This is a genomic window from Anabaena sp. UHCC 0253, assembly GCF_009712085.1.
Taxonomy (GTDB): Bacteria; Cyanobacteriota; Cyanobacteriia; order Cyanobacteriales; family Nostocaceae; genus Dolichospermum.
Window position 1 is genome coordinate 17,926 of the sequence record NZ_VILD01000006.1, and the last position, 13,492, is coordinate 31,417.

Consider the following 13,492-nt stretch of genomic DNA (forward strand, 5'->3'; position numbering starts at 1 on the left):
CCTCATTATCCTATTCTAAATAATTAGCAATGCGTTGATTTACTTCTTCAAATAATTCGCGAGTTGGGTTAAATTCTCTTTTTGCTTTCAAGAAGTCTAAAAAACTAGCATGATAGATGCTGTAACAGATATCTTCATCTATGGTTTGCGGTTTCAAATATTCAGTCCATTCATCTAAAATATCCTGCACATCACATTCATCTTCATTAATGATCTCATAAATCATCTCACCGGATATCGGTGTACTAATTTCCACTAAAATAAACAGAATCATTACCCTTATTTTTTTAGATGAATCATTCATTTTCATCCGTTCCCAATGAGTTTTATAATAATCCTGTAAACCTTGGGGTAATTGGGTTAAATTCAAATCATTATATTTACCCTCTGCTATTGCTGGTAAAACATAGCGCAGGTACATAAAATTATTTTCGCTCTTGGTTGCTAATTCATTTACAAAAGCGTCAGAAGTGATCTTTTTGGTTTCTATCCAATTTTGTAATCCGTCTTTATGTTCTGGATCATTTTCCAAACAGAAGCGAATATACTTTTGAATATCATGCTGATTTTCTTGGTCATATTTAGTTAAATTTAAATATTCTTTTTTCAATCCTTCAGTATAGAGTCGTTCTTTATTTAGATCATAACGTCGTCTAGTCAGGAAGAAATAAACATTATCTGGTAGGATTTTGGGTAAATATAAAATATTTTCTCCTCCTGGTTCTTGCTGGACTTCATCTAACGCATCAACGACAATGATTAATTTTGCATTGGTGCTAAGTTTTGCGGTAGTTTTTACCAGTAATGTGGATAAATCATCCTTATCCTTGTCAACATCTTTTAATTGATAGCGGTTAATCAGTTGTTGACGAATGCTTTGCAGAAATAATTCAGGACTATTACGATTTTCTTGTAAGTTGTTGAAATAACAAATGGTTTTATATTCAAAAACGTATTTTGCAGCGATGGTACTTTTGCCCATTCCTGCATCACCGATAACTGTAAAATAGCCTTTTTTATCTGATTACAGTTTCGTTCCGTTGTGCTGGCTGGATAGCTAGGGGAGCAGCAGCAGAAGCAATTTTAGCGATCGCACTAATTACTGAGTTAATGTCCATTTTAGCGAGGATATGGCAGAAGTTCAAATCTCACTAAATTTTAACCTTTAAGTGCGAATTTTTGATGATTCTCGACATCTCGGAAAAAGAATGTAAAGTCGAGAATCCCTAACCATGAAAGTTTCTACAAGGGTTCTGGAAAACGCATATTTAATTTCTATCAAATAGACATCTCCGAAAAAGACTGTAGAGACGTTCCATGGAACGTCTCTACAAGGGTTTCAAGTCATGCACATTTAATTCTCGGAGATGTTTAATGTCTACTGTATTTCCACCGTCCCCTTGTATCCATCAATGCGGACTTCTTGACCATCTTGAAGCAGATACGTCGCACCACGCACGTCCATGACAGCGGGAATACCGTATTCACGGGCGATAATTGCACCGTGGGAAAGTTTACCGCCGGCTTCGGCTATTAATCCACCTGCTTGAACTAGAATCGGGGCCCAACCGGAATCTGTGTAAGGGACGACGAGGATTGTGTTTTTATCAATATTATGGGCTTCTTGTAAAGTTCGTACTACTTTCACCCGTCCTTGGATTTTTCCTTGACTGGCGGGAATACCTAATAAGATGTTATCAGCGGAATCAATGACAGGGGCGCTGGGGTAAGGGGGATTGTAACCGTAAACAACGGGGGGAATTTGGGGAATTTGTCCATCTTGGAGAAATTGCGATCGCCTATTTTCTACTAATTCTAATAAGTGATTCTGAAAAGCTACGTCTGGATTGATGACTAAATTGCGAATTTCATCTAACTCTAAAAAGAAAATATCTCCTGCTTTTAGTAACACTCTCGACTCAAGCCAAATTTGTTCTAAAGCTAAAAATGTCCAGCGCAATTCGGCTAACAATCGGGAATAAACTTCTGTCACCCTGCCTTTGAGATCAACTCTTCTTTGAACTAAATTGGCCTGTTGGGAACGGGAATCATCTGATTTTTGCAGTTCACTGGTTTTCAATAACTGGACAAACAATTGTTTAACTATTTGGGGATTTTCTCGCCAAGTGGGAACGGAAATATCTGTACCAACTTCACTTAAATAACCATAATCCTGAATCAGTTCTTCAATTTCATACAAAATTCTTTCCCCTTCGGGAGTTGTTGCCAATTTTTTGAAAATTTGTTCTGGTTCACGCTGATAGTCAATATCATCTAATATTTGTCTAGCATCAGCAGCCAGTAAACTCATAGCTCTTAATGATGCTACCTCTGGGGTGACACTATTATCAATTTGTTCTTCTTTCATCCCCAATACTGATTGACGGATAGCGGCACTCAAGGGGGCTAAAATGCTGTAGTAAGTACCCCGATGTAATAAATCGAGAATTAAATCTATTCTGGTTAATAACTGATCTAGTGATAATTCAGCAATGACGACGTTGGATAATTGGGTTAATCCGGGAATGAAGACTTGACGATAATCCCATTTAAAGTCTTTTTCTAAATCAATTTCTCGCTTGAGTAACTTTGTCAGTCCTGGTAAATTGGCTAATGTGGAATCTAGAGGGGGTTTACTCATGCTTGCACCTCTAGTTAAAAAGTCCAGACTTTCTGGGGGTAATCCCATTCCCAAAAATATTTCTCCTAACAAGGAAGCGTTAAAGTAGGCTCTAGAGTAATGCAGTGTAGCTGTTTTGGCAAAATCTAAGCCATTAGCGCGATCGCCTAACACTATACTAAAAATTTCTCCCCACACACCACAGGTTAAAGGGGAATTAACAGACCAAGTTAAGGGATGAATAACTCCAGGAATTACCTCAGCGGCGATTTTTCTTGTCCATAAGGGTAACAGCGTGGTGATGGGTCTTGCTTGTAATACCCAGAGATTTTGACCATCATAACTCCATTCAATATCTTGGGGAATGCCAAGATAACGCCTTTCTAAGCGACGGGCTAGATATGCAACTTGCTTAATTAATGATTGCGGGATTTTGCCATTTCCTTGAAATTGAAGACATGATAATTTTTCATCCCCAGCAATCACAACTTGATATTCTTCTGGTGTGACTTTTCCCGATACGATTTGGGTGGGACTCCCGGCCACGGCTTCGATAACTACAGCTTCACCTTGTTGGGAAATGGGATCTCGACTAAACGCTACGCCTGAGAATACGCTTTGGATTTGTTGTTGAATGAGTACCCCCATTGCGGCTTCTGCTGAACTGCTATGGCGGCGATATTCGATGGCGTTGGGATGATTGTAGGAGGCTTGGACTTGAGCGATCGCTTGTCGGAGTTCTTCTTTACTAGTAACATTTAAAATTGTTTCATACTGTCCCGCCGCTGATGCCTGTTCTGAGTCTTCCCCAATGGCGGAAGATCGCACTATTAACGGTGAAAGTGGAGATGGTTGCAGAAATTCAATGAGATGGCTGGGATCATCATCAGGAGTTAATACCCAACCTTTAGGAACTGCATAACCCCAACGTTTAATTTGTGATAATGTCGCGGATTTAGCTCCTACTACTCCCCCATCTAATTCATCATCTAGGGTGATGATCCTATTCTCATTCTTTAAATATTGGATCACCTGTTGGGATTCTGGATTTGCTTCTTCAACTGAGAGGTTGAGATCATCGGGGATTTGGTTATAAATCCAATAAAGTAACCCCGCTAAGGCAAAAGCAGCGATGATTCTGGGTAAATCCTGGGAATGAATAATACCCACCAGTAGAGGAAATATGACTAATATCCCTAATTTAATTGTTTCTTTGGAGCGCGTAATCAGAAAGCCAATGCCCGCTAGTAAGCTGACAAAGGCGGTGACGAGGGGATCATGTGCCAAAAATCCCCAAGCGACGTTTGTCGTCCCTGCGCCTTTTGTAGCGGCGTATCTACCTATGACTAAGGCTATTAAAGCTATTATTTCCCAAAATGGTTGTAAAGGAAAACAATACTGGGCTAGTGTTACTACCGCAATTCCCTTGAGTGCTTCGGAAACTACACAGATACTTCCTGCTAACTTACCGCCGTGATAAAAGGCGGCTGAAACGCTAATGTTTCCTGTCCCGATATTCGCTAATTGCTTACCACTTAGGGCATAAGTAATCCAGGAAATTAGCGGTATTGCCCCTAAAAGTGGACAAAAAATTAAAATAATTAAGATACCTAAAAAATTAATCATTATTATTAAACCAGTGATCAATAATCAGTGGTCAGTAGTAATAAACCACCAACCACTGACAAATTTTTATGCAAGAAATCTAGCCTAGTGCATAAGCAGCAGTAAGCGCCCAAAGGATAAGAGCAGCAATTGAGCCTAACAGGACAACAGTGGAGATGGTAACGAGTTTAGGTGAATCTGCACCTTCAAATTTCATGATTCCGCGATTTAAATCGGACATTGTTTTCTAAGCCTCCTTGATTACAGGGCTAATCTGTCCGTTCTGATTTTAATCTTTCTATCGGCAAATGGTGTTAAATTCTTATTATGATTTCCTGGAGGCAAGGGGGAATCAAGATCAATCTTCGCCTCTACTTACTCTGTCTTCAATAGTTGGGCAGATTAGTGTAATTTAATACTGTGGCAGTTTGGAGATGTTGACAGGTGAAAGAAATCATCATCATTATTTTGGCTGTGGTAGTGGGTTTATTGGTAGCAATGGAGTTAGGATTGCGATCGCTGTTTGGTTTTGGTAATCCCCTCATTTATATCAAGGATGAGCAAATTGGCTATTTATTAGCACCGAATCAACGGACTAAAAGGTTTGGAAATCGCATTGAAATTAATCAGTATTCGATGCGGAGTCCAACTATCCCAAAAATACCATCACCTTCAACTTTGCGAATTCTCCTTTTAGGAGATTCTATCGCTAATGGTGGTTGGTGGACAGATCAGGAAAAGACTATTTCTAGTTTGCTAATGAATTCTTTGGGATTTACTAGTCATACTCAACAGGTTGAAGTCTTAAATGCTTCTGCTAATTCCTGGAGTCCCCGCAATGAATTAGCCTATTTACAAAAGTTTGGGACTTTTAACGCCAAGGTGGTGGTATTATTAATTAATACTGATGATTTATTTGGGACTGCACCTACTTCTTTACCTGTAGGACGCGATCGCAATTATCCAGATCATAAACCACCTTTGGCAATTATAGAAGTATTACAACGCTATGCTATCAAGCAAAAGCCAATTCCCGAAATCCAAGCTTTAAATAATGAACCAGGGGATAGAGTTGGGATTGTTCTGGAAGCAATTGCTAATATTAAAACTTTAACTCAAAATAACAATTGTCAATTAATTGTGGCTATGACTCCCCTATTAAGAGAAATTGGTGAATCGGGTTCTCGTGATTATGAAGTTCAAGCTCGTCAGCGATTGAGTGATTTTCTCAAAGTCAATAAAATTACTTATATAGATTTTCTGCCAATTTTCCAAGCCCATTCTAATCCCAAAGGTCTTTATCAAGACCATATTCATGTTAATTCGTTAGGTAATAAATTAGTCAGTCAAGAAATTGAAAAAGCACTTGTGGAAATTTTGAATTAAAGTGAGTGGGTTATGGAAATAATATTTTAACGATAGCGAAGCGTGGCGTTAGCCATACCGCAGAGGCGCAGAGATCACAGAGGTAGAGGAAGAAGAGATATAGGATATGGGCTTATGAATCACTTGTGTGGTTACATATTTTTTAGTATTTCTATATTCACGTAAGTTGCTAATTAGATCAATTGTCAGAATCACTATGTCCAGGATTTAAGGATATACAGGATGAAAACTGGAATTTTATCACCAATCACCAATTGGTTACTGAGCGATAGCCTGCGTGGCGAAGCCATAGTCGAAGTACCAGCCTCCACTAGATAACTAGCAACTTGTGTTATTACCAAAATGATTAATTGTCTTTAATCCAAAGTGCTAAACCACCACCACGTCCACGCGCCGCAATCAAATCTTCGGTAACTAAAAAGAACGCGAAAAAAGGTAATTTAGCTATAGGTTGAGCATCAAAATTGCTGTCTTTATCTTTACCTGAAAAAATCGCTTTATTCACAAACATCCAGTTAAATAAACTAATTTGTATTTGGGTAAAATCAAAAGCTAATAAATTCTTTTTTCCTAAATATTTGAATGGTCCGGTGAGTTTAAATAAAATCGCGCCCAGTTGGACTTGATTCATAATTTCCCCTTTTCCTAAAGCCTGTTCTTCTCTGGTACTAAAGCCAAGATGAATTTTTATGAATTTTGGGACATACCTACCCTTACCTATAATAATTCCTCCCCGGTTTCTGACTTTTTTAGTACCAGTAGCAAAACAAAGTCGCCATTTACCACCCAGAGATTCAAAGGGATAATTTAGTTTTTGCAACTTGGCGGTTTTTTCCGCTGCTAACAACGCATTAACTACTACTTCAGCCGCAGGAAGTTGACTTCCTTCTCGATACGCAGTCGCAGTATGAGATAAAAGGTTGATAAAGTCAGTGGTAGTGTTAGAGATTAAATTAGCTGTCATAAAAGTATTTTTGAGGGAATGATGGCTATATTTTGCTTAGAAGCTAACTTGATTGTAACGTTTTTTTAATTAGTTTCTTAATACTTGTATAATGGAAATACAGTTTTTAGCTAAAAACTTGATCAATTGTCTTTGGTGTGGCTTGGGAAGTGAAATAACTCACCTGTAGACATCATGAGGTAGAGATATGGATACTAAACAACTCCTGAAATTATATAAATCGGGAGAAAGGAATTTTCAGGGTGCAAATCTGCACAAAGCTAAGTTAAATCATGTTGATTTGCGAGGAAGTAATTTAGAAGCAGCAGATTTAAGCGGTGCGGATCTCAGTCAAGCCAATTTAGCTGGTTGTAATTTCAATAGAGCAAATTTAACTAATGCTGATTTAAGTAGAGCAAATTTACAAAATGCAAACTTAAGTGAAGTAAATTTAATTGGTGCTGATTTAATTAAAGTCAACCTGAAGAAAACTAACTTGAGTCGTGCTGATTTGCGAACTGCAAATTTAACTTTAGCAAACTTAGCCGGTGCAAATCTCAGTCAAGCAGAAATGAGTGGTGCTGACTTTAGAGGTGCTAATCTCCATAAAGCTAATTTAATTGATAGCAATATCAATGAAGCAGAATTTATCGGTGTTGATTTAACAACAGCAATTATTACTGAAGATGAAATCACAGGAGAAATTTTGCATATAGGTTTATCCCATACATGGATAACTTGGGCTGGTAGTTATTAATATTTTGACAACTTGCTATTACAGGTTTGCAAAATCAAGATTACACCAACTTAAAAAACCATAGGATAGATACTAATACTATTCGGTTAAGAGTTTTGTAGGTTGGGTAGAACGAAGTGAAACCCAACAAAAATCGGTAAATGTTGGGTTTCCTAATATCAACCCAACCTACCTGATTGAATAGATACCAATATTCTCCAGTTAAGAATATTTGTAGGTTGGGTAGAACGAAGTGAAACCCAACAAAAATCCATAAATGTTGGGTTTCCTAATACCTGATTGAATGTTTTTAGCTTAACCGACAAGTATTGAGATAGATACATATTTATGGGTGGGTTTTCCTACCCTTTCTTTTATGAAAATTGATTATAAATAAGTAAGTAAAATGTCCGCTTGCGCGGACACTTCAGGGCTTCTGTCACTTTTATTGGCTACAATCATGTCTGGAACATGATGCTTTTATTGTTGATGATGATCATAAAAAAATCAAGTCTTTCTCAGATATAAACTAGACATAATTAAGTGATTTATATCTGGATATCAAATGCAAATTTCCCAAGTTTAAAGGATATTATTATTAATATAAAAAACATCATTCCTGAGAGTTATATCGGCGAGAAGTATAAACCCAAACTTTATTATTACCCTGTTGGATTTGTCGCGTGTGGGAAGAACCGATAATAATCACAGTTCGCATATCTGCTAATGTCGGTTCTAACTCTTCCAGGGTAATAACCTTGACTTGTTCTCCCTTTCTCCCTAAATTTCGTCCTAGAATGACTGGAGTATGGGGTTTGCGGTGTTCTAGTAAAATCTTTTTTGCAGCAGCTAGTTGCCAAGTGCGTTCTTTTGATACAGGATTATAGAGAGCGATCGCTAAATCACTGGTAGCCGCAGCAGTAATCCGTTGAGCGATGATTTCCCAAGGCTTCAAAATGTCCGATAGGGAAATCACACAAAAATCATGCCCTAAAGGCGCACCAATAGTGGCTGCTGCGGCTTGCATGGCTGAAATACCAGGGGCGACTTGAATATCAATTGTTTGCCATTCTGGGCGATTATATTGCTCTAATACCTCAAAAACCGCCGCTGCCATTGCGTAAATACCGGGGTCGCCTGAAGATACAACTGCTACATATTTGCCAGTTGCGGCTAACTCTAGCGCCTGATATGCCCTTTCTGCTTCTACTCGATTATCTGATTCATGGACGCGCTTACCATCTGCGAGTGAACCGATTAAATTAATGTATGTTTTATAACCTACTAAATCCGTAGCTGCTGCTAAAATTTCCTTGACTTGCGGTGACATCCATTTTGACGCACCTGGACCCGTACCAATAATAGCTAATTTTCCCTGGGCTTGTCCTCTAGTGGCAGGGTTAATAATTTGAGTGGAAATGGCAACGGCAATAGAGGAAGATGGAGATGAGATAATTTGAGCATCTGCACCTGTAGCCGCTAAGATCAATTCTGTTAATTGATTTTCTGGAAAGAAGCGGGTAGAAACTCCCAAAGCCTTAGCTACAGCTTGAAGTTGGGAATTATTAGCTAAGTGAAGAGGTGCAAATATGCCGGCGACGGCGTTGGGTGCTAAATTAGATTCTGCGAGAATTTGCTGAATTTGGGTAATTGTGTTTGGTTCTGGATTTGTGAGGGAAATTGCTATTTTCGCAGGATGATAAACTAAACAATTAGAGCTAGAATTACCTAAATTCTCGGTAATTTGAATAGTTAACTCGCCATTTTCATCAATAGGTAAATTACTCTCACTCAACCAAGGCGCTATTCCCTCTAACTTGACTTTTCTTCCAGCTAATAAATCAGCAATGAATTTTTTCCCATGTTCTGGGTTAGCTAAATGATATCCAGGAGGAGGAGATAACAAAGCGGTATGAAAGCGGATATCTCCTGTGGTGGTAATTGCTGGTTTTGTATTTAGGGCTTCGCCAATATGACGCGCTAAATCATTTACGCCACTTAATCCACCCAAAAGCGGTACAACAGCACTACCATCTTCAGCTACAGCTAAAATGGGCGGTTCTTGCCCTTTATCCATTAGCAAAGGTGCAATTGTTCTAATGAGAATACCAGCCGCACAAATCCCAATTATTGGTGTCCCAGCGGCGAATAATTCCCGCAAGGTTTCGCCAAAGTTTATAAAGCTAATATCAACATCATCAGTCCGATTAACTAAACCATATAGTTTCGCACCTGGTAAGCAATTGGTGATTTTTCGCCCCACGATAACGCTATTTTGACTCAATACTACAACCGCAGGGGCTAATTTTGTGTTCATAAAGGTGATAGGAAATAAGGAAAAAATAATCAGCCATATTTGCTAATGAATCAAGATTATCACCATAATTTTCAGAAATTGACAATGATTTTTAGTATAATTCATAGATACTGATGTTTTTTAATCATTTATCTAACACAATATTCTCAGTGTTTGATAATTAACAATATTTTCAGAAACTTCCAGTTCAAGAATTTATTGAAGGACATGATATTACTGAAAAAATTACTTTTGGTACTCCTCTAATTGAAGATATAGTTATTAAATTGTTGATAGCAATTTTAGAAGTATTAGCTTATATTCATAGTGAAGGTGTAATTCATCGAGATTTAAAACCTAATAATCAAGGATTTACAGGATTTTATTATGTTAATTTTTTTAAACCTTCTTGACAATTTTCACCCTTGAGAATATCGGTATATAGAGTCAGTTTCAGGATTGACAAAATCGTAGAACAATAAAATTTATCAAAAATTTCCCAAATCTCATCCAACTAACCACAATTAAACATCCTGAAAATCCTTTAATCCTGGTTATCCTGATTCTGACAAAAATACTATTGTTGTAATTCTCTAATTCTATCTTGGGCGATTTTCAACCATTTTTCATTACCTCCTTGCTGCTGATATAGTCTCACAGCTTGTTGAAAGTCAGATATTGCTTTAAATTTATCACCTAAAGCAGCATAAGCATTTCCCCTTCCATGATAAGCATAGGCATCATTAGGATTAATCTTAATAGCTTGGTTGTAATCTGTTATTGCTGCTTGCTTATCTCCTAAATCAGAACGAGCATTTCCCCGGCTGATGTAGGCTATGGCATAGTTAGGATTAATCTTAATAGCTTGGTTGTAATCTGCGATTGCTGCTTGCTTATCTCCTAAAGCAGAACGGGCATTTCCCCGGTTGTAGTAGGCATAGGCATAGTTAGGATTAATCTTAATAGCTTGGCTGTAATCTGTTATTGCTGCTTGCTTATCTCCTAAAGCAGAACGGACATTTCCCCGGTTGTAGTAGGCATCGGCATCATTAGGATTAATCTTAATAGCTTGATTGTAATCTGTTATTGCTGCTTGCTTATCTCCTAAAGCAGAACGGACAACTCCCCGGTTGTAGTAGGCTAGGGCATCGTTAGGATTAATCTTAATAGCTTCCTCAAGAGCTATAATTGCCCCTTTATAATCACCTTTAGCATACTTATCAGCAGCCAAAGCAAAATAATCATCAGCCTTTAACCCCCCACCCTGGGGCCTTATAGGTGTACCCACACCCGACGCAATTCGTAGATAAGTATTAATAGGAACAGAAGCATATCTATCTGTATTTTTTTCTTTATTTATATCTATCAATCCATTAATGCCAATCAACTCACCTTGTTGATTTAGTGTAGGACCTCCACTCATCCCCTTTAAGATTTTATTAGTATAAAGTAAATTATATCCACCATCTATAGTAGCTTGAGTAGCATTAGCGTTAATTTGTCCATTTCGACATTCATACAAAAAAGTATTAATCCCACCTGTTTTGGCAGGAAAACCAGCCGTATAAACATTATCCAGACGTTTAGCACTATCAGAATTACCTATTTTCGCTACTTGATAACTCTTGTTACTATTAAACTGCACCACTGTTAAATCTATATTTGCTCCCAAGGGTTGCAGACTGCTTACATTAGTTGAATAACGTTGTCCATCGGCAGTTATCAGGGTATATTTTAAACTTTTATCACTGACATTATGAAAGGAGGTCAGGACTGTATAGGTATTACCATCACGTTTGATGATAGTTCCCGAACCACTATTTTTACTATCAATCAAAACGGTGATTTTTTGGGCTATTTCATCAATTTCTTTGGTACATAGTGAATTTTGGGATCTGGCTGGGGATGCGAGACTAATGGATGTAAGAATAAATAAAGTAGGAATAGTATATTTGTAATTCATATATTGTCTGAATCAGGATGTCCAGGATTTAAGGATTTACAGGATGAGGTTTATTGGTAAGTCTTTGCTATAATTTTAATGTATCTTTTATTTCTCACATTTCCATCAGGGCGCGATTTTTTTTCTTTGCTGTTGATATTTTTCTATAAATTTGTTATCATAGTGTAGACGAGGAAGAACTAGATTTATTGCATAAGCGAGATTAATCAAAACTAATGAAAATTATTTGGGTTGAGTCGTACCCAACCTTAAATTTCATCAGTTTTAGGTTTTTATTCCTGGGGTAAATTTTCCAAGTATCTATCAAAATCAATCATAATGTTGTCTGAACCATTGGCGGTGACAATGTTACTATTATTGGCAGCAGTAATGTTAAAGAGTCTTGCAGCAATATCTTGACCCTTGGATTTTGATCTTGTTTTTAGGGTAAATAATAAAATTAGTGCGATCGCAAGAGTAATAAACATATTTTACAGCACAGATTACAGGTTGCTTATTAACCGTACCAATAATAATTTTCTTCAATGTCCCATTATCATAACTTCTCTGAAATCTTGATGATACTTCATCACTTCAGAAAACTTAAATACTGATTAGGGCTTGGTGAATAAAATCAGAAAACTTGAATAGATCAGGATTTCATGTTTTTTGAAGCTCAAAAAGTGTGAGATTTCTGCTTAATTTTCCGGTAGTTCACAATTCATTTTTAGTAGGAATAACAATCATGGAAAAATAGGGTACTTCCTCTGGGTTAACTTCATCTAGAGGTAATATGCGTTGTTGCGTAGTTGTAGCGCGTTCAATATATCTCGCCCGTGAAGCTAGTCCTAATTCATGGAGAATATCCCTAACTTTCGGAAAATGACGACCAAGTTTCATAATGGCCGCAGCGTCAGTGGCGAGAAGTTGGCTAATTAAAGCCTCTCTAGGTAGTGGTGCGGGTAAAACGGTGAGGACATCATTGTAATAGGTGAATGGTAAACCCAAAGCAACAGGACAAGCCATGAGAGAAGAAACTCCGGGGACAACTTCTGTTTTGTATTTTTGGGCTAACCGGGTAAAGAGGTACATAAACGAACCGTAGAAAAACGGGTCTCCCTCGCAGAGAACAACCACATCCCGACCGGCGGCTAAATGGTCAGCAATGGGTTGTGTTTCTTGATCATAGATAGATTTGGCCTTTTCTGGTTCTAAGGCGCGAGGAAGATGAAAGAGTACCTCAATTTGATCACCGGCAAGATAAGGAGAAACAATTTTTCTGGCGATACTTTCTTTGTCTGTAGCTGATTGATAAGCGACAACTGGGACAGAACGGAGGAGACGCAAGGCTTTTAAGGTGATGAGTTCAGGGTCTCCAGGTCCCACACCAATTCCATAAAGACGACCTCCAGAATTATTCATTATTCTTCCTCACTGGCTAAGGCATTAATAGCAGCAGCAGCGATCGCACTTCCGCCCCTTCTGCCATGTAAAGTTATAAATGGGACATTACGGCTATCTGCGGCCAATGCGGCTTTTGATTCGGCTGCACCCACGAAACCAACAGGAAAACCTAATATTAATGCCGGTCTAGGTACTCCTTCGTCTAGCATTTCCAATAACCTAAATAGGGCTGTAGGTGCATTCCCAATCACCACTATCGCCCCCTCTATATGGAAACGCCATAATTCTAAAGCAGATGCTGATCTTGTATTTCTCAGTCTTTTAGCTAGTTGTGGCACTTCTGGATCATTGAGGGTACAGAGAACTTTATTATTTTTGGGTAATCTTTTTCTGGTAACACCTTCGGCTACCATGCGACAATCACACAAAATTGGTGCGTTGGCAAGTAGGGCTTTTTTCCCTGCTTCTACCGCTGTGGATGAATATGCTAAATCGTTAACAATATCCGTCATTCCACAGGCATGAATCATCCTCACCACAACTTTAGATACATCTTCCGG

The 13,492-nt window shown here is 38.1% G+C and carries 13 protein-coding genes; 3 read left to right on the top strand and 10 right to left on the bottom strand.

Annotated elements, in window-relative coordinates; all coding sequences use genetic code 11:
- Nucleotides 1-10: 10 nt before the first annotated feature.
- The 4 genes from FJR38_RS16785 to FJR38_RS16795 all read right to left on the bottom strand — a co-directional run bounded on the left by FJR38_RS16785 (nucleotide 11) and on the right by FJR38_RS16795 (nucleotide 4,466).
- Complete coding sequence (locus FJR38_RS16785; RefSeq protein ID WP_168538290.1) at nucleotides 11-982, bottom strand: transcriptional regulator; 972 nt, start codon at nucleotides 980-982, stop codon at nucleotides 11-13.
- A gap of 34 nt (nucleotides 983-1,016) precedes the next feature.
- Nucleotides 1,017-1,145: a hypothetical protein gene (locus tag FJR38_RS29075; RefSeq protein WP_256366927.1), complete on the bottom strand. Its 129-nt coding sequence runs from the start codon at nucleotides 1,143-1,145 to the stop codon at nucleotides 1,017-1,019.
- Between the two features lie 233 nt (nucleotides 1,146-1,378).
- Nucleotides 1,379-4,246, bottom strand: a complete 2,868-nt coding sequence (locus FJR38_RS16790) for a glycerol-3-phosphate acyltransferase (protein ID WP_168538292.1) — start codon at nucleotides 4,244-4,246, stop codon at nucleotides 1,379-1,381.
- Between the two features lie 79 nt (nucleotides 4,247-4,325).
- Nucleotides 4,326-4,466: a hypothetical protein gene (locus FJR38_RS16795; RefSeq protein ID WP_168491192.1), complete on the bottom strand. Its 141-nt coding sequence runs from the start codon at nucleotides 4,464-4,466 to the stop codon at nucleotides 4,326-4,328.
- Nucleotides 4,467-4,669: 203 nt separating this feature from the next.
- Here FJR38_RS16795 and FJR38_RS16800 point away from each other — a divergent pair, with 203 nt between their 5' ends.
- Nucleotides 4,670-5,611, top strand: coding sequence for an SGNH/GDSL hydrolase family protein (locus FJR38_RS16800; protein ID WP_168538294.1), 942 nt, complete (start codon nucleotides 4,670-4,672; stop codon nucleotides 5,609-5,611).
- Nucleotides 5,612-5,957: 346 nt separating this feature from the next.
- Here FJR38_RS16800 and FJR38_RS16805 read toward each other — a convergent pair whose 3' ends face one another.
- Nucleotides 5,958-6,575, bottom strand: a complete 618-nt coding sequence (locus tag FJR38_RS16805) for a hypothetical protein (protein WP_168491195.1) — start codon at nucleotides 6,573-6,575, stop codon at nucleotides 5,958-5,960.
- Nucleotides 6,576-6,762: 187 nt separating this feature from the next.
- Here FJR38_RS16805 and FJR38_RS16810 point away from each other — a divergent pair, with 187 nt between their 5' ends.
- Nucleotides 6,763-7,311: a pentapeptide repeat-containing protein gene (locus tag FJR38_RS16810; protein ID WP_168491196.1), complete on the top strand. Its 549-nt coding sequence runs from the start codon at nucleotides 6,763-6,765 to the stop codon at nucleotides 7,309-7,311.
- A 592-nt stretch (nucleotides 7,312-7,903) separates the two neighbouring features.
- On the opposite strand, the gene cobJ is transcribed toward FJR38_RS16810, so the two are convergent.
- A complete protein-coding gene (cobJ, locus tag FJR38_RS16815; RefSeq protein WP_168538296.1) occupies nucleotides 7,904-9,607 on the bottom strand; it encodes a precorrin-3B C(17)-methyltransferase in 1,704 nt (567 codons plus the stop codon).
- A gap of 197 nt (nucleotides 9,608-9,804) precedes the next feature.
- Between cobJ and FJR38_RS16820 the strand changes: the two genes are divergently transcribed.
- Nucleotides 9,805-9,999, top strand: coding sequence for a hypothetical protein (locus tag FJR38_RS16820; RefSeq protein WP_168491646.1), 195 nt, complete (start codon nucleotides 9,805-9,807; stop codon nucleotides 9,997-9,999).
- Nucleotides 10,000-10,163: 164 nt separating this feature from the next.
- On the opposite strand, the gene FJR38_RS16825 is transcribed toward FJR38_RS16820, so the two are convergent.
- The 4 genes from FJR38_RS16825 to FJR38_RS16840 form a co-directional block, all read right to left on the bottom strand.
- The gene (locus FJR38_RS16825) at nucleotides 10,164-11,549 is read right to left on the bottom strand and encodes a tetratricopeptide repeat-containing serine protease family protein (protein ID WP_168538298.1); all 1,386 of its coding nucleotides are present in this window, start codon (nucleotides 11,547-11,549) and stop codon (nucleotides 10,164-10,166) included.
- Between the two features lie 272 nt (nucleotides 11,550-11,821).
- Nucleotides 11,822-12,016, bottom strand: a complete 195-nt coding sequence (locus tag FJR38_RS16830; RefSeq protein ID WP_254449506.1) for a hypothetical protein — start codon at nucleotides 12,014-12,016, stop codon at nucleotides 11,822-11,824.
- A 226-nt stretch (nucleotides 12,017-12,242) separates the two neighbouring features.
- Complete coding sequence (locus FJR38_RS16835; protein WP_168491201.1) at nucleotides 12,243-12,950, bottom strand: precorrin-2 C(20)-methyltransferase; 708 nt, start codon at nucleotides 12,948-12,950, stop codon at nucleotides 12,243-12,245.
- A partial coding sequence (locus tag FJR38_RS16840; RefSeq protein WP_254449491.1) for a precorrin-8X methylmutase occupies nucleotides 12,950-13,492 on the bottom strand: 543 nt, incomplete at its 5' end. The genes FJR38_RS16835 and FJR38_RS16840, both read right to left, overlap by 1 nt.

Bases quoted from the DNA above. Each gene is read 5' to 3' on its own strand.
- FJR38_RS16785 (WP_168538290.1), bottom strand. From the start codon at position 982: ATGGGCAAAAGTACCATCGCTGCAAAATACGTTTTTGAATATAAAACC.
- FJR38_RS16790 (WP_168538292.1), bottom strand. From the start codon at position 4,246: ATGATTAATTTTTTAGGTATCTTAATTATTTTAATTTTTTGTCCACTT.
- FJR38_RS16795 (WP_168491192.1), bottom strand. From the start codon at position 4,466: ATGTCCGATTTAAATCGCGGAATCATGAAATTTGAAGGTGCAGATTCA.
- FJR38_RS16805 (WP_168491195.1), bottom strand. From the start codon at position 6,575: ATGACAGCTAATTTAATCTCTAACACTACCACTGACTTTATCAACCTT.
- FJR38_RS16810 (WP_168491196.1), top strand. From the start codon at position 6,763: ATGGATACTAAACAACTCCTGAAATTATATAAATCGGGAGAAAGGAAT.
- cobJ (WP_168538296.1), bottom strand. From the start codon at position 9,607: ATGAACACAAAATTAGCCCCTGCGGTTGTAGTATTGAGTCAAAATAGC.
- FJR38_RS16825 (WP_168538298.1), bottom strand. From the start codon at position 11,549: ATGAATTACAAATATACTATTCCTACTTTATTTATTCTTACATCCATT.
- FJR38_RS16830 (WP_254449506.1), bottom strand. From the start codon at position 12,016: ATGTTTATTACTCTTGCGATCGCACTAATTTTATTATTTACCCTAAAA.
- FJR38_RS16835 (WP_168491201.1), bottom strand. From the start codon at position 12,950: ATGAATAATTCTGGAGGTCGTCTTTATGGAATTGGTGTGGGACCTGGA.